This is a genomic window from Burkholderia thailandensis E264 (assembly GCF_000012365.1).
GTDB lineage: Bacteria > Pseudomonadota > Gammaproteobacteria > Burkholderiales > Burkholderiaceae > Burkholderia > Burkholderia thailandensis.
In genome coordinates this window covers 2,244,750-2,259,570 of record NC_007651.1, presented here as the reverse complement: position 1 = coordinate 2,259,570, position 14,821 = coordinate 2,244,750, and the positions used below count along the sequence as shown (strand labels likewise).

The 14,821-nt window shown below is 67.1% G+C and carries 12 protein-coding genes and 5 tRNA genes; 4 read left to right on the top strand and 13 right to left on the bottom strand.

The window, feature by feature from the left end; genetic code table 11:
• Window positions 1-42: 42 nt before the first annotated feature.
• Both BTH_RS22410 and aceB read left to right on the top strand, forming a co-directional pair.
• A complete protein-coding gene (locus BTH_RS22410) occupies window positions 43-819 on the top strand; it encodes a haloacid dehalogenase type II (RefSeq protein WP_025369314.1) in 777 nt (258 codons plus the stop codon).
• A 69-nt stretch (window positions 820-888) separates the two neighbouring features.
• Window positions 889-2,481: a malate synthase A gene (aceB, locus tag BTH_RS22405; protein WP_009890376.1), complete on the top strand. Its 1,593-nt coding sequence runs from the start codon at window positions 889-891 to the stop codon at window positions 2,479-2,481.
• 452 nt (window positions 2,482-2,933) lie between these two features.
• On the opposite strand, the gene BTH_RS22400 is transcribed toward aceB, so the two are convergent.
• Window positions 2,934-3,341, bottom strand: a complete 408-nt coding sequence (locus BTH_RS22400; protein ID WP_009890375.1) for a gamma-glutamylcyclotransferase family protein — start codon at window positions 3,339-3,341, stop codon at window positions 2,934-2,936.
• 52 nt (window positions 3,342-3,393) lie between these two features.
• Window positions 3,394-3,891: a ribonuclease E activity regulator RraA gene (gene rraA, locus BTH_RS22395; protein ID WP_009890374.1), complete on the bottom strand. Its 498-nt coding sequence runs from the start codon at window positions 3,889-3,891 to the stop codon at window positions 3,394-3,396.
• 128 nt (window positions 3,892-4,019) lie between these two features.
• Between rraA and BTH_RS22390 the strand changes: the two genes are divergently transcribed.
• Window positions 4,020-4,883, top strand: coding sequence for an AraC family transcriptional regulator (locus BTH_RS22390; protein ID WP_011402228.1), 864 nt, complete (start codon window positions 4,020-4,022; stop codon window positions 4,881-4,883).
• A gap of 562 nt (window positions 4,884-5,445) precedes the next feature.
• Here BTH_RS22390 and BTH_RS22385 read toward each other — a convergent pair.
• The 7 genes from BTH_RS22385 to gltX form a co-directional block, all read right to left on the bottom strand.
• A complete protein-coding gene (locus BTH_RS22385) occupies window positions 5,446-5,913 on the bottom strand; it encodes a GNAT family N-acetyltransferase (RefSeq protein ID WP_009890369.1) in 468 nt (155 codons plus the stop codon).
• 162 nt (window positions 5,914-6,075) lie between these two features.
• A tRNA-Asp gene (locus tag BTH_RS22380) sits at window positions 6,076-6,152 on the bottom strand.
• Window positions 6,153-6,233: 81 nt separating this feature from the next.
• A tRNA-Glu gene (locus BTH_RS22375) sits at window positions 6,234-6,309 on the bottom strand.
• Window positions 6,310-6,373: 64 nt separating this feature from the next.
• A tRNA-Asp gene (locus tag BTH_RS22370) sits at window positions 6,374-6,450 on the bottom strand.
• 77 nt (window positions 6,451-6,527) lie between these two features.
• A tRNA-Glu gene (locus BTH_RS22365) sits at window positions 6,528-6,603 on the bottom strand.
• A 150-nt stretch (window positions 6,604-6,753) separates the two neighbouring features.
• A tRNA-Ala gene (locus tag BTH_RS22360) sits at window positions 6,754-6,829 on the bottom strand.
• A gap of 166 nt (window positions 6,830-6,995) precedes the next feature.
• Window positions 6,996-8,405, bottom strand: a complete 1,410-nt coding sequence (gene gltX / locus BTH_RS22355; RefSeq protein ID WP_009890362.1) for a glutamate--tRNA ligase — start codon at window positions 8,403-8,405, stop codon at window positions 6,996-6,998.
• Between the two features lie 475 nt (window positions 8,406-8,880).
• Here gltX and BTH_RS22350 point away from each other — a divergent pair, with 475 nt between their 5' ends.
• Window positions 8,881-9,927 carry a patatin-like phospholipase family protein gene (locus BTH_RS22350; protein WP_009890360.1) on the top strand — a complete coding sequence of 349 codons (1,047 nt, stop codon included), beginning with the start codon at window positions 8,881-8,883 and terminating at the stop codon, window positions 9,925-9,927.
• Between the two features lie 188 nt (window positions 9,928-10,115).
• Here BTH_RS22350 and BTH_RS22345 read toward each other — a convergent pair whose 3' ends face one another.
• The 4 genes from BTH_RS22345 to BTH_RS22330 all read right to left on the bottom strand — a co-directional run bounded on the left by BTH_RS22345 (window position 10,116) and on the right by BTH_RS22330 (window position 14,726).
• Window positions 10,116-10,820 (bottom strand): C40 family peptidase, encoded by a 705-nt coding sequence (locus BTH_RS22345; RefSeq protein ID WP_009890359.1) that lies wholly within the window; start codon window positions 10,818-10,820, stop codon window positions 10,116-10,118.
• A gap of 135 nt (window positions 10,821-10,955) precedes the next feature.
• Window positions 10,956-12,590 carry an ABC transporter ATP-binding protein gene (locus BTH_RS22340; RefSeq protein WP_009909122.1) on the bottom strand — a complete coding sequence of 545 codons (1,635 nt, stop codon included), beginning with the start codon at window positions 12,588-12,590 and terminating at the stop codon, window positions 10,956-10,958.
• Window positions 12,587-13,684 carry an ABC transporter permease gene (locus BTH_RS22335; RefSeq protein WP_009890354.1) on the bottom strand — a complete coding sequence of 366 codons (1,098 nt, stop codon included), beginning with the start codon at window positions 13,682-13,684 and terminating at the stop codon, window positions 12,587-12,589. The genes BTH_RS22340 and BTH_RS22335 overlap by 4 nt, the downstream gene beginning before the upstream one ends.
• A gap of 1 nt (window position 13,685) precedes the next feature.
• Window positions 13,686-14,726, bottom strand: coding sequence for a microcin C ABC transporter permease YejB (locus BTH_RS22330; RefSeq protein WP_009890352.1), 1,041 nt, complete (start codon window positions 14,724-14,726; stop codon window positions 13,686-13,688).
• Window positions 14,727-14,821: the final 95 nt, after the last annotated feature.

Below are 14,821 nucleotides of genomic sequence, written 5' to 3'. Positions count from 1 at the left end.
TTTTTTAGTTCAAGTCATCACTAATAGAATCGACTTCGACCTCTGATCGTGGAGCGCAACGTCATGCCCGGCACCCCGCCCGCCTTCCCGAAGGCGATTCTCTTCGACGCGTACGGCACGCTGTTCGACGTGCACGCGGTCGTCGCCGCGGCCGAGCAGATGTTTCCCGGGCGCGGCGAGGCGCTGTCGCAGCTCTGGCGGCGCAAGCAGATCGAATACTCGCAGCTGCGCACGCTCGCCGATCCGGCGGGCGGACGCTATCGGCCGTTCTGGGAACTGACGCTCGACGCGCTGCGCTTTGCCGCGCGCGCACTCGGCCTCGCGCTGTCCGCCGCGGCCGAGAAACGGTTGATGGACGAATACGCATGCCTGTCGACCTATCCGGACACAGTGCCGGCGCTGCGCGCGCTGCGGGCGCGCAGCGCGCCGCCGAAGCTCGCGATCCTGTCGAACGGCAACCCGCAGATGCTCGACATCGCGGTCAAGAGCGCCGGGATGAGCGGCCTCTTCGACCGCGTGCTGTCCGTCGACGCGGTGCGCGCGTACAAGCCGTCGCCCGCCGCGTACGCGCTCGGCACGGCGGCGTTCGATGCGGCCGCGGCCGACATCGCGTTCGTGTCGTCGAACGGCTGGGATGTCGCGGGCGCCGGCTGGTTCGGCTACCGGACCTTCTGGCTGAACCGCACGGGCGCGCCGCTCGAGGAGCTCGGCGCGGTGCCCGCGGGCGCGGGCGCCGGCATGGCCGAGTTGCTCGCCTTTCTCGACGCGCCGCCCGCCGCCGCGAAAGCGGCCGGCCGCGCGCGCCCGGCGCCCGCCTGACGCGACGCGCCGCCGCCCGGATTCACGCAATTGCACCACTCCGTAACTGACCGACCAAGGAGAAAACCGATGACCACGACGCTGAAGCTGCCGCAAGGCATGGCGATCACGGGCGAGATCAAGCCCGGCTACGAAGCGATCCTCACGCCCGAGGCGCTCGAACTCGTCGCGACGCTGCATCGCCAGTTCGAGCCGCGCCGCCGCGAGCTGCTCGCCGCGCGCGTCGAGCGCACCAAGCACCTCGACGCCGGCGAGCGCCCCGACTTCCTCGCCGAGACGAAATCGATCCGCGAAGGCGACTGGAAGGTGGCGCCGCTGCCCGCGGATCTGCAGTGCCGCCGCGTCGAGATCACGGGCCCCGTCGAGCGCAAGATGATCATCAACGCGCTGAACTCGGGCGCGGACTCGTACATGACGGACTTCGAGGACTCGAACGCGCCGAGCTGGACCAACCAGATCGACGGCCAGATCAACCTGAAGGACGCGGTGCGCCGCACGATCTCGCTCGAGCAGAACGGCAAGTCGTACAAGCTCAACGACAAGATCGCGACGCTGATCGTGCGCCCGCGCGGCTGGCACCTCGACGAAAAGCACGTGACGGTGGACGGCCAGCGCGTGTCGGGCGGCGTCTTCGATTTCGCCCTCTTCCTGTTCCACAACGCGAAGGAGCTGATCGCGCGCGGCTCCGGCCCGTACTTCTACCTGCCGAAGATGGAAAGCCATCTCGAGGCGCGCCTCTGGAACGACATCTTCGTCGCCGCGCAGGCAGCGGTCGGCATTCCGCGCGGCACGATCCGCGCGACCGTGCTGATCGAGACGATCCTCGCCGCGTTCGAGATGGACGAGATCCTCTATGAGCTTCGCGAGCACAGCTCTGGCCTGAACGCGGGCCGCTGGGACTACATCTTCTCGGCGATCAAGAAGTTCAAGAACGACCGCGACTTCTGCCTCGCCGACCGCGCGAAGATCACGATGACGGTGCCGTTCATGCGCGCGTATGCGCTGTTGCTGCTGAAGACCTGCCACAAGCGCAACGCGCCGGCGATCGGCGGGATGAGCGCGCTGATCCCGATCAAGAACGATCCGGAGGCGAACGAGAAGGCGATGGCCGGCGTGCGCGCGGACAAGAACCGCGATGCGACCGACGGCTACGACGGCGGCTGGGTCGCGCACCCGGGCCTCGTGTCGCTCGCGATGGAAGAGTTCGTCAAGGTGCTCGGCGACAAGCCGAACCAGATCGGCAAGCAGCGCGACGACGTGCAGATCGAGGGCAAGAACCTGCTCGATTTCCAGCCGGAAGCGCCGATCACCGAAGCGGGCCTGCGCAACAACATCAACGTCGGCATTCACTACCTCGGCTCGTGGCTCGCGGGCAACGGCTGCGTGCCGATCCACAATCTGATGGAAGACGCGGCGACGGCCGAAATCTCGCGCTCGCAGGTCTGGCAGTGGATCCGCTCGCCGAAGGGCACGCTCGACGACGGCCGCAAGGTGACGGCCGAGCTCGTGCGCGAATACGCGAAGGCGGAGCTCGGGAAGGTGAAGCAGGTCGTCGGCGGCGACACGGCGCCGTACGACCGTGCCGCGGTCATCTTCGAGCAGATGTCGACGTCGGAGAACTTCACCGAGTTCCTGACGCTGCCGCTTTACGAGGAGATCTAAGCGACGCGCGGCGTCGGACGGATGAGACGCGCCGCCGCCGGTTGCTCGGAGCGGCCGGCTGCGCGGCTCGTCCGCTCGGCCTCGGCCGTGCAAACGAAAGGCGCCTGTCGGGCGCCTTTTTTCGTTGCACATCAGCCGGGCCTCGTGCCGCGGGGGACGTGATGGTGTGCGGCGTTTTTGTCGTTCGGCGTTCGGCGCTCAGCTACGGATTTCCATTTTTGTTCCGCAGCCGTTGAATACCCAAGCGTCGGTCTCGCGGCCCGCGCGGGCCTTGCGGTTCCGTTCGGGCCGCCACAGGCGTCGGCGCGAATGCACATCGGATGCACGTCTGCGCCCGAAGAACGGTCGATTCATCGACGCTCGCGTGTGATGAACGCTTGTCGCCAAGCGTCGCACACCGCCACGCTGGCACGTGCCGGCGCATCCACCGCACACGCGCGCGTCGCGATGCGTCACGCGGCGCGCGCACGCCGATACTGCACCCAGTCGCCCGACTCGATGCGCGGCCTGCCCGCGACCGAATGCGCGCCGACCGGGTAATACAGGCAATCGTACCGGTGCCCGCCGAGCTCGACCGATGCCTGCTGCCGCACGAACAACCCCTCGACGCCGGGATAGACCTCCTCGATCTCGTCGAGCACCGGCACGAGCCGCGCGTCGATCGCGTAGACGTCGCCCCAGACGAGATCGCGGCCGCTGTCGGCGACCATCCCCGGATAGTTGCCGAAGTCGTACAGCCGTCCCGCCACCGCCCCGGCGCCCACGAGCACCGGCGCGGCGATGCCGTGCGTCGCCGCCGCCCGGCCGATGTCGTTGATCTCGCCCGCTCTCAGGGTCCCGTAGCAGAATACGTGGCGCATTGCATCTTCTCTCCTTGTTTCAGTCGTGCCATCGAGCCGGCACGCCGCGGCATCACGCGAGCAGCGCAGCGTCGCTGACGAGGATGCCGTCGGCGTCCGCGTAGATCCAGTCGCCCGGCGCGATGCGCGTGCCGCGCACGTCGACGGGCACGTCGCTCACGCCGGCGCCGCGCTTGTCGCTCTTGCGCGGATGCGCGGCGAGCGCGAGCACGCCGGCGCGACATTCGGCGAGTTCGGCCGAATCGCGCACGCAGCCGTTCACGACGATGCCGACCCAGCCGTTCTTCTCGGCGAGCTTGCCGAGGTTGCCGCCAACGAGCGCGCAGCGCAGGCTGCCGCCGCCGTCGACGACGAGCACGCGCCCCGCGCCGTCCTGCTCCAGCGCCGCGCGCACGAGCGTGTTGTCCTCGAACAGCTTGAGCGTCGCGGCCGGCCCCGCGAAGCGCCTCACGCCGCCGAACGAGCGGAACACGGGCTCGATCACGCGCAGCGTGCCGGCTGCGAGGCGCTCTTCGTTCGCGTCGCAAAGGTCGGTGGTGGCGAACATCATGTCGAAGTCTCCTGGAGGATCGTAGGGTGCCGATCCGGCATTATCGGCGAAGAAAATTCCCGCTGCGGCGGGTAGAAGGCTCGCCCTACAATAGCCGAACGCACCATCCACCCCGTCTTCGAACATCGATGAGCCCGTCCGTTCCCCTTGTGGCGCAACCTGCCGCCGCCACGATCGACGTTCCGTCCGAATTCGCGCCGACGCGCTCGCACCCGATGCGCGTGCGCGCCCGCGCGATCTCGGCCGGCATGCGCGTGCCGCAGCACTCGCACGCGTGGGCGCAGCTCGCGTACGCGTCGCGCGGCGTGCTGCGGCTCGCGACGGCCGGCTCGACGTGGATGGTGCCGCCGTCGCGCGCAATCTGGGTGCCGCCGCGAATTCCACACGAAGTCGTGATCGTCGAGGACGCGTATCTGCGCACGCTGTATGTCGATGAATCGGCGGTGCCGGACGGGCTCGACGCGTGCCGGGTCGTCGAGGTGTCGGGCCTGTTGCGCGAGTTGATCGTCGCGCTCGAGGTGCGCCCGCTCAATCGCGCGCGCGAGCGGCTGCTGGCCGCGCTCGTGCTCGACGAACTCACGCGCGCCGAGCCGTTGCCGCTCGCGGTGCCGATGCCGACCGAGAAGCGGCTGCGCGCGCTATGCGAAGCGGTGCTCGCGCATCCGGCGCAGGGCGAGTCGCTCGAGCACTGGGCGGCGGGCGTCGGTGCGAGCACGCGAACGATCGCGCGGCTCTTCAAGCAGGAACTCGGCGTGAGCTTTTCGCAATGGCGCCAGCAGGCGCTGCTCGCGCGTGCGATTCCGCTCCTCAATCAGGGGCGGCCGCTGTCGCACATCGCGCATGAGCTCGGCTACCAAAGCCAAAGTGCGTTCTCCGCGATGTTCCGGCGCGCGTTCGGCGCGAGCCCGCGCGCATTCATTCAGCGCGGCGACATGCACGCGGCGACGGAACTTGCGTCGCCCGACGACGGGGATGCGCAACCGCTGCTGTGAGCGCGGTCGATTCTCGGGATTCGGGTTGATCCAATGGATTCGGTCACGGAAGCCGCCGAGACCACCAGAGATGCGTACTTGCGGCCATAAGCGGCGGCTTCGGACGGCAACGGAACGATAGATCGACGCCCGCGCTCACCGCACGCGGGAAATGGAAGCCGGTTGAAGTCCGCACGAGGCACTCCCATTCGTGTGCCTCGGCGAACCGAAGCGGTTCGGCGCGCTCGTTCGGACCGCATAACGCATCGACCAGCCGGCACCTCGCGCCTTCGACACCGGGTGATTTCGCGAAGCACGCCCCTCTTCATCGAATCCGCCGGTCGAACATTCGCGCGTATCGCTCGGGCACGCACAGCCATCCATGCTCGACGATTGCGCGCCGCCACCCGCGCCATCCGCGCCCGATCGCTTTGGCGCCACCGTTCGCTCATGACGCCCCGATGGCGCCGAGTCGCATCGCACCGGCCATGAGGCGTCGACGGGCGGCGCTCGATACCGCAAGTCCGGGCATCGGCGCGCGCTCGCGGCAGCGATTGCGCATCGCCACTCGTTCGGGCCGCGATCAGGACACGGGCCGCGCCATATGGCGGATCGATCCGAACTGCGCGAGACGCGGCCCCGCGAGCCGATACCCCATTCGCAGATAGAGCCGCGCGGCAGGATTGTCGACGAACACGCGCAACTGCGTCTCGCGCAGCCCGCGCGCCTTCGCGAACCGGTGCGAGGTTTCGAGCAGGTAGGTGCCGGCGCCGCGCTGCCGGTGCCCCGGCGCGATCTGCACGTCGCGGATGTGCAGCGAATCGCCCTCCTCGGTAATCCTCAACAGGCCGATCGGCACACCGTCGGCTTCGAGGATGAAGTTCTCCGAATCGCGCCAGCTCGCAAAAAAGAGATCCGCGCGCCATCTGAGGCCATGGCGCTGGTAGTACGCGTTCATGTTGCCGTGCGTGAGCGCTTCCGCGAACTCGAAATCGCCCGGCTCGGCGGGGCGCAACAGATAAACGAGAGGAGCGGCGGCTGAATCGGACATGGCGTAATCGCGAAACCTGCGTCACCGCCACGATAGCGCAGCCGGCACGCGTTGCAATGCCGATTTGCACGCATGCGGCGACGACGCAGAGCATCGCTCTGCAACAGACCTGCAGCGCCAAAACAAAAAGCCCGTTCAGGTATGCCTGAACGGGCTTCGATTTGGCGGAGCGGACGGGACTCGAACCCGCGACCCCCGGCGTGACAGGCCGGTATTCTAACCGACTGAACTACCGCTCCAGTCTTGCTGCTTGCCTGGCAGGCGTCGGTTACTTCCTGCCGGCGCATCGTCTCGACACTTGTTCGAGCGACGCCTTGTCTTGGCGTCCCCTAGGGGATTCGAACCCCTGTACTCACCGTGAAAGGGTGATGTCCTAGGCCTCTAGACGAAGGGGACAACGTACTGCTTACACCTTTAACGAAAAAGCCCGTTCACATGCAGCCTGAACGGGCTTTCGATATGGCGGAGCGGACGGGACTCGAACCCGCGACCCCCGGCGTGACAGGCCGGTATTCTAACCGACTGAACTACCGCTCCACTTCCTGCACCTGATCGACAAGCGTCGGTTAAGCTCTTGTCGACCCGCTTCGTTTCTATCGAAACGCCGCTATGTCTGGCGTCCCCTAGGGGATTCGAACCCCTGTACTCACCGTGAAAGGGTGATGTCCTAGGCCTCTAGACGAAGGGGACAAAATCTTTTCAGATCTGTCTTGCTACTTTGTTCTCGCCGTTAATTTTCGTCAACAGCAGAGAACGAAATTCTAACTTCTTTCATTCCGTTTGTGAAGCATTTTTTCTGTCACTCAATGCTTCACGAACTTCACTCACTCTGCGTTCAACTGGTGGAGGTAAGCGGGATCGAACCGCTGACCTCTTGCATGCCATGCAAGCGCTCTCCCAGCTGAGCTATACCCCCGTGTCTCGTTGACTGCTGAACAACAGAGAAGCGAGATTGTAGAGACGGTTCTGAGGTTTGTAAATACCCTATTTGTGTCTCGAGCAAAATTTTTTGCGAGGCCGCGTACGCGCATTCGATCGGCTCGCTACTTCGACCGACGCCGCCCCGCAAACGTACCGCGCGCTTACGCGAGCGCCGCCTCGATACGCGACACGACGACGTCGCGGCCGAACAGCAGCAGCACCGCGTCGATCGACGGCGTGTGCGTCGTGCCCGCCACGAGCAGGCGCACCGGCATCGCGAGCTGCGGCATCTTCAGCTTGTGCGCACCGAGCACGGCCTTCAGCGCGGCCGCGATCGCCTCCTTCGTCCATTCGACCGTCTTCAGCGCCGCCGCGAACTCCACGAGCGCCGGACGCACCGCGTCGGTCACGTGCTGCGCGAGCGCATCCGCGCCGGGCGCGGGCGCACGGTAGAACATCGCCGAATTCTCCGCGATTTCCTTCACCGTCGACGCGCGGTCCTTCATCAGCCCCATCACGCTTACGAGGTCCGGCCCCTGCTCGATCGCGCCGGCGTCGATGCCGAGCGCCGCGAAGAACGGCTTCGCCAGCCCGGCGAGACGCGCGTCGTCCGCTTCCTTGATGTAATGGTTGTTCAACCAGTTCAGCTTGTTATGGTCGTACTGCGCGGGCGACTTGCCGAGATGCTCGAGGTCGAACCATTCGACGAACTGCTCGCGCGTGAAGATCTCCGCGTCGCCGTGCGACCAGCCAAGGCGCGCGAGATAGTTGAGCACCGCCTCAGGCAGATAGCCGGCATCGCGATAGCCCATCACGCTCATCGCGCCGTGACGCTTGCTCATCTTCTCGCCCTGCTCGTTGAGCACGGTCGGCAAGTGCGCGTACACCGGCACTTCGCCGCCGAGCGCGCGCAGGATGTTGATCTGGCGCGGCGTGTTGTTCACGTGGTCGTCGCCGCGGATCACGTGCGTGATGCCCATGTCGAGATCGTCGACGACGACGCAGAAGTTGTACATCGGCGTGCCGTCGGGACGCGCGACGACGAGATCGTCGAGTTCCTCGTTCGAGATCTCGACGCGGCCCTTCACCGCATCGTCCCAGGCCACCGTGCCTGTCAGCGGATTGCGGAAGCGCAGCACGGGCGCGACGCCGGCGGGCGGCTCGGGCAGCACCTTGCCCGGCTCCGGGCGCCACGTGCCGTCGTAGCGCGGCTTCTCGCCCGCCGCGCGCTGGCGCTCGCGCAACGCGTCGAGCTCTTCGGTCGACATGTAGCACGGGTAGACGAGGCCCTTCTCCTGCATCTGCGCGAGCACTTCGCGATAGCGATCCATCCGCTGCATCTGATAGTACGGGCCTTCGTCGTAATCGAGGCCGAGCCACGCCATCCCTTCGAGGATCGCGTCGACCGCCTCCTGGCTCGAACGCTCGACATCGGTGTCCTCGATCCGCAGCACGAACGTGCCCTTCATCTTGCGGGCGAACGCCCACGGATAAAGCGCGGATCGGATGTTGCCGAGATGGATGAAGCCGGTGGGGCTCGGCGCAAAACGGGTGCGTACAGGACGGGTCATAAACGATAGCTCGAACGCCTCAAGCGGCGCATCAATTGAAACGACGCGGCGGCGCACGCCGCCCGGCATTGCCGGGGGTGCACGCGACCGGAACGGAAAGAGCACGAATTATACTCGCCGCGCCGCGGTTCCTCGTCGCGCGGGGCAAGGCCGCGCGACGTCTGCGTCTGCGTCTGCGTCTGCGCCGCACCGCGCCGGTGCCCGCCTCGCGCGCATTGCCTGTGCGACTCGGCCCGCGCCGCACGGCACGTCGCGCGCCACTTGGGGCGGCCCGCTCGCGCGCCCGGCCAGGTCCGTCAGGCGCAGCCGCTCCAAAGCAATCCACGAACCGTACGCGAACCCGGCATGCCGCCATCCTCGCCGAAGTCCGCCCGAATTGCCCATCGTCCTTTCGGCCGACGATCGCACCGTCTCGCGCCCCCGACTTTCGTGCGCACGCGGCCAGTTGCTTTATGATGTGCGCGCTGCGGCCGCCATGCCGGCGCCGCGCGCAGCCGTCCGACACCGTCGGCGCGGCCGCTGGAACTTCGCCGCGCGCGGCGCGCCCATCGAGGCCGCGCGCGGCTCCCCGCTGGAGATCGAGCCGATGTCGTCCCCCCGTTTGTCCCGCCGCGCGTTCACGCTCGCCTGCGCGTCGGCCGCCCTCGCCGCCTGCACGTCGACCGGCACGAAGCCGACGACGGGCGCCGCCCCGAGCGCGAACCCTCCGCAGCCGCGCGAAAAGCCGATCAGGGTCGGCATCGCGCTCGGCGGCGGCGCGGCGCGCGGCTTCGCGCACGTCGGCGTGCTGAAGGCGCTCGAGGCGCGCGGGATTGCAGTCGAGCTCGTCGCCGGCACGAGCGCGGGCTCGGTCGTCGGCGCGCTGTACGCGTCGGGGATGAGCGCGCTGCAAATCAACAAGCTCGCGCTCACGATGGACGAAGCGTCGATCAGCGACTGGGCGACGCCGTTCCGCTCCCGCGGCCTGCTGCAAGGCGTCGCGCTGCAGAACTTCATCAACCAGACGCTCGCCAACCGGCCGATCGAGAAGATGACCAAGCCGCTCGGCATCGTCGCGACCGATCTGAAGAGCGGCCAGCCGATCCTGTTCCAGCGCGGCAACACGGGGCTCGCGGTACGCGCGTCGTGCAGCGTGCCGTCGGTGTTCGAGCCGGTGCGCATCGGCGCTCGCGAATATGTCGACGGCGGGCTCGTGAGCCCCGTGCCCGCGTCGTTCGCGCGCAAGATGGGCGCGGACTTCGTGATCGCGGTCGACATCTCCGCGCGCCCGGACGGCGCGGCAACCGGCAATCCGATCGAGATGCTGCTGCAGACGTTCACGATCATGGGCCAGACGATCAAGACCTATGAACTCGACAAGTACGCCGACGTCGTGATCCGCCCGAACCTCGCCGCGATGGGCGGCAGCGACTTCAATCGGCGCAACGCGGCGATCCTCGCGGGCGAGGAAGCGGTCGCGCGAATCATGCCGGAACTGCAGCGCAAGCTCGCGGCCGCGCGCTCGTCGACCGAGGCCGCCTGACGCCGCGAGGCCGCCTGACGCCGGCTTGCGTCGAAGAGCCTTCACGCACACCGCCGAACGCCGCCCTCCGACGCGCGTGCCGAGTCACGTCACATCGAGAATACGGCCCCCAAAAGCAAAAGCCCCGCTTCCGTCGGAGAGCGGGGCTTGGGCACACCGGCATCCGCCGGCGCCAATCGGGGCGCGACTCAGTTGCTGCCGTTCGCGCTCGCGCCGACGCCGCCGTCGCCGATCGTCGCCTTCACGCGCTGGCGCAGATCGTCGGGCTTCGTCGAGAACTGCGTCTCGATCCGGCGCGCGCCGGTGAAACGCTTTTCCCAGTAGCTGCTGTCGAGATCGTCGACGCGGATCGTGCTGCCCGTCGACGGCGAGTGCACGAACTTGTTGTCGCCGATATAGATGCCGACGTGCGAGAACGTGCGGCGCATCGTGTTGAAGAACACGAGGTCGCCCGGCTTCAGTTCGCTCATGCGCACCTTCTCGCCGACGCGGCTCATTTCCTCCGCGCGACGCGGCAGCGACATGCCGAGCGTGTCCTGGAACACATAACGGACGAAGCCGCTGCAATCGAGGCCCGAATCCGGCGTGTTGCCGCCCCAGCGGTAGCGCACGCCGATCATGTTCAGCGCGCCGACGACGACGTCGCCCGCCTTGCCGGCCATGCCCGACAGGAACGCCTTCGCGCCACCCTGGCTCTTCGCGGGCGTCGCGGCACTGACCTGCTGGAGATTCTGGGAGGAGGAAGCCGGCTCCGATTGAGCCGAACTGATCGCATTCTGACTGGAACTGCTGACTTCGTCGGCGAACGCGCCGGGAGCTGCAGCGATCAGAACGCCGACGAACATCCCGGCGACGACGCGCGTACAAGCCTGGGTCAGATATCGGTGCTGCATTGGTCGATGGATTTGCGCTGGAAAATCAGCTGATTGGCGGAAAAATTTCGGTCGATACTAGCCACGAAGTATTTGTTTGTCAAAAGGAATTGATAATTTCAATCAAACTTCGTGCACCATTCAGATTCATCCGACTTAACGAACGGCTTTCAGTAATTTTTGCGTGTAAGGATGCACCGGATCGGTGAAGATTCGCTCGACATCGCCCGTCTCGACGATCGATCCGCCCTGCATCACCGCCACCCGATGCGCCATCGCGCCGATCACCTCCAGATCGTGGCTGATGAACACGTAGCCGAGGTTGTACTTTCGTTGCAGATTCGACAGCAACTTCAACACTTGCTGCTGGATCGACACATCGAGCGCGCTCGTCGGCTCATCGAGCACGAGCACGCGCGGCTCCAGCACCAGCGCGCGCGCGATCGCGATCCGCTGGCGCTGGCCGCCCGAGAATTCGTGCGGATAGCGATGCAGCACCGTGCGGTCGAGACCGACCTCGCGCAGCACCGCGGCCACCTTGTCGCGGCGCGCGTCGGCCGCGAGCTGCGGCCGATGAAGCTCGAGCCCCTCGGACACGATCCGCTCGATCGTCTGCCGCGGCGAAAGCGAACTGAAGGGGTCTTGAAATACCACCTGCATGTTCGCGCGCAGCGCGATGCGCTCGCGCCCGCGAAAGCTCGCGAGCGAGCGGCCCTCGAATTCGATGTCGCCGCGCGCGAGCCGCTGCAGCCCGAGGAGGGCCATCGCGAGCGTCGACTTGCCCGAGCCCGACTCGCCGACGATCCCGAGCGTCTCGCCTTGCCGCACCGATACGCTCGCGTCCGACACCGCGGTGAAACGCCCCGAGCGAAACCAGCCTTCGAAGCCCGGCAGTTTCTGCTTGAACTGCACGGTGACGCCGTGCGCGTCGAGCACGACGGGCGCGATCGGCAGCACGGGCGACACCGTGCGCTGCGGCCGGCTGTGCAACAGGCGCTGCGTGTAAGGATGCTCGGGCGCGTCGAAGATCCGCTCGACCGGCCCGCACTCGACGAGCTTGCCCTTCTCCATCACCGCGACCCGCTCGGCGAAGCGCCGCACGAGATTCAGATCGTGCGTGATGAGGAGCACCGCCATCCCGCGCTCGGCCGCCGCGTCGCGCTGCAGCTCGAGCAGCAGCTCGACGATCTGCGCGCGGATCGTCACGTCGAGCGCGGTCGTCGGCTCGTCGGCGAGCAGCAGGCGCGGGCGGCACGCGAGCGCCATCGCGATCATCGCGCGCTGCCGCTGGCCGCCCGACAACTGGTGCGGGTAGCTGTCCACGCGCTCGCGCGGCCGGTCGATGCCGGTGCGCGCGAGGAGCGCGATCGCCCGCTCGCGCGCGTCGCGCTTGGACACGCCGTCGTGCAGCTCGATCGTCTCGCCGATCTGCTCGCCGACCGTGAAGAGCGGATTGAGCGCCGTCATCGGCTCCTGGAAGATCATCGCGATGTCCGCGCCGCGCAGCCCGCGCATCTCGCGCTCGCTCTTCTCGGCGAGGTCCTCGCCCGCGAAGCGGATCGCGCCGCTCACATCGGCGTCGCGCAACAGGCGCAGGATCGACAGCGCGGTCACGCTCTTGCCGGAGCCCGATTCGCCCACGAGCGCGACGCGCTCGCCGCGACCGATCGCGAACGACACGTCGTCCACGGCGAGCGTGCCGCCGAAGCGCACGCGCAGCCGTTCGATCGACAGCAGCGGCTCGTGCGGCGACGCCGGCACGCGGCCGCCCGCGGTCCGCACGGCGCTCATCGAATGCCTCCGGCGGCGCGCGTCGTGTCCGCGATCCGCGTGTCGAGCGCGTTGCGCAGCGCGTCGCCCATGAACGTCAGCAGCAACAGCGTCGCGACGAGCACGCAGAACGTCGCGAGCGAGATCCACCACGCGTCGAGGTTCGCCTTGCCCTGCGCGAGCAACTCGCCGAGGCTCGGCGTCGGCGGCGGCACGCCGAGCCCGAGAAAGTCGAGGCTCGTGAGCGCGAGGATCGCGCCGCTCATCCTGAACGGCAGGAACGTGATGACGGGCGTGAGGCTGTTCGGCAGCACGTGGCGCCAGATGATCTGCCAGTTCGTGAGGCCCATCGCGCGCGCGGCGCGCACGTAATCCTGCGTGCGGTTGCGCAGGAACTCCGCGCGCACGTAGTCCGACAGCCCGATCCAGCCGAACAGCGACAGGAGCACGATCAGCAGCACGAAGCTCGGCTCGAACACCGATGCGAAAATGATCAGCAGATACAGCTCGGGCATCGAGCTCCAGATTTCGATGAGCCGCTGGCCGACGATGTCGATGCGCCCGCCGAAGAAGCCCTGCACCGCGCCCGCCGTGATCCCGAGCAGCGTGCCGATGAACGTCAGGATCAGCGCGAACTCGACCGACACGCGAAAGCCGTAGACGAGCCGCGCGAGCAGATCGCGCCCTTGCGCGTCGGTGCCGAGCCAGTTCTCGCGCGACGGCGGCGCCGGGTTCGGGCGCTTCGAGAAGTAGTTGAGCGTGTCGTAGTAATAGCGGTTCGGCGGATACAGCACGAAGTTGCCCGGCGCGTCGAGCTTGCCGCGCACGTACGGATCGAGGTAGTCGGTGGGTGTCGGGAAGTCGCCGCCGAACGTCGTTTCCGGATAGCTCTTGAAGAGCGGGAAATAGAACTGGCCGTCGTAGCGCACGACGATCGGCTTGTCGTTCGACCACAGCGGCGCGGCCAGGCTCGCCGCGAACGCGATCACGAAGATCACGAGGCTCCAGTAGCCGAGGCGCTGCTCCCTGAAGCGCAGCCACACGCGTCGCGCGGGCGACGGCGACACCCGCGCGCGCGCGGCGTCGATCCGGGAAGAGACGGCGAGTCGGCTCAAATCAGCGCTCCAGTTGCTCGAATTGAACGCGCGGGTCAACCCACACGTAACAGAGATCGGACACGAGCTTCGTCGCCAGGCCGATCAGCGTGAAGATGTACAGCGTGCCGAGCACGACCGGATAGTCGCGCCGGATCACAGATTCATACGACAAAAGGCCGAGCCCGTCGAGCGAGAAGAGCGTCTCGATCAGCAGGCTGCCCGTGAAGAACGCGCCGATGAACGCGGCCGGAAAGCCGACCACGAGCGGCAGCAGCGCGTTGCGGAACACGTGCTTGCCCAGCACGGTGCGCTCGGCGAGCCCCTTCGCGCGCGCGGTCAGCACGTACTGCTTGCGGATCTCGTCGAGGAACGCGTTCTTCGTCAGCATCGTGATCACCGCGAAGCTGCCGACGACCGACGCGGTGATCGGCAGCGCGATGTGCCACAGGTAATCGGCGATCTTGCCGGCGACGCTGAGCTGCGCGAAGTTGTCCGACGTGAGGCCGCGCAGCGGGAAGATCTGCCAGAACGAGCCGCCGCCGAACAGCACGAGCAGCAGCACGCCGAGCACGAAGCCCGGAATCGCGTAGCCGACGAGCACGACGAGGCTCGTCGCGAAATCGAACGGCGAGCCGTTCCTCACCGCCTTCGCGATGCCGAGCGGCACCGAGATCAAATAAGTGAGCAGGAACGTCCACACGCCGATGCTGATCGACACGGGCAGCTTCGACACGACGAGCGACCACACGCTCTGGTGGTGGAAGTAGCTGTCGCCGAGATCGAAGCGCGCGAAGCGCTTGAGCATCAGCCAGTAGCGTTCGAGGGGCGGCTTGTCGAACCCGTACAGCGCTTTGAGCTGCGCGAGCTGCTGCGCGTCGACGCCCGTGTACGAGCGCATTCCGAACGGCGCGCCGCCCCGCTCGGCGCCCTTGCGCAGCTCCTGCACCGCCTGCTCGACGGGGCCGCCCGGCACGAACTGGATCACCGCGAACGTGATGGTCAAGACGCCGACGAGCGTCGGGATCATCAGCAGCAGACGTTTGAGGATGTAGCTCCACATAGGCTCATTCGGGCGTGTTCGAACGGTTTCGTCAATCGGCGCGGCGCAGGACGGCCGCTCGTCGCTTCGCACTTCGCGCCGCACTTCAAGGCGTG

What these genes read in the sequence shown, in the direction of transcription:
- BTH_RS22340 (WP_009909122.1), bottom strand. Translation starts at nt 12,590, where the DNA reads ATGAGCGCCGTGCGGACCGCGGGCGGCCGCGTGCCGGCGTCGCCGCAC.
- BTH_RS22400 (WP_009890375.1), bottom strand. Translation starts at nt 3,341, where the DNA reads ATGCGCCACGTATTCTGCTACGGGACCCTGAGAGCGGGCGAGATCAAC.
- rraA (WP_009890374.1), bottom strand. Translation starts at nt 3,891, where the DNA reads ATGATGTTCGCCACCACCGACCTTTGCGACGCGAACGAAGAGCGCCTC.
- BTH_RS22350 (WP_009890360.1), top strand. Translation starts at nt 8,881, where the DNA reads ATGCCGGCGCCGCGCGCAGCCGTCCGACACCGTCGGCGCGGCCGCTGG.
- BTH_RS22345 (WP_009890359.1), bottom strand. Translation starts at nt 10,820, where the DNA reads ATGCAGCACCGATATCTGACCCAGGCTTGTACGCGCGTCGTCGCCGGG.
- gltX (WP_009890362.1), bottom strand. Translation starts at nt 8,405, where the DNA reads ATGACCCGTCCTGTACGCACCCGTTTTGCGCCGAGCCCCACCGGCTTC.
- BTH_RS22385 (WP_009890369.1), bottom strand. Translation starts at nt 5,913, where the DNA reads ATGTCCGATTCAGCCGCCGCTCCTCTCGTTTATCTGTTGCGCCCCGCC.
- BTH_RS22390 (WP_011402228.1), top strand. Translation starts at nt 4,020, where the DNA reads ATGAGCCCGTCCGTTCCCCTTGTGGCGCAACCTGCCGCCGCCACGATC.
- BTH_RS22330 (WP_009890352.1), bottom strand. Translation starts at nt 14,726, where the DNA reads ATGTGGAGCTACATCCTCAAACGTCTGCTGCTGATGATCCCGACGCTC.
- aceB (WP_009890376.1), top strand. Translation starts at nt 889, where the DNA reads ATGACCACGACGCTGAAGCTGCCGCAAGGCATGGCGATCACGGGCGAG.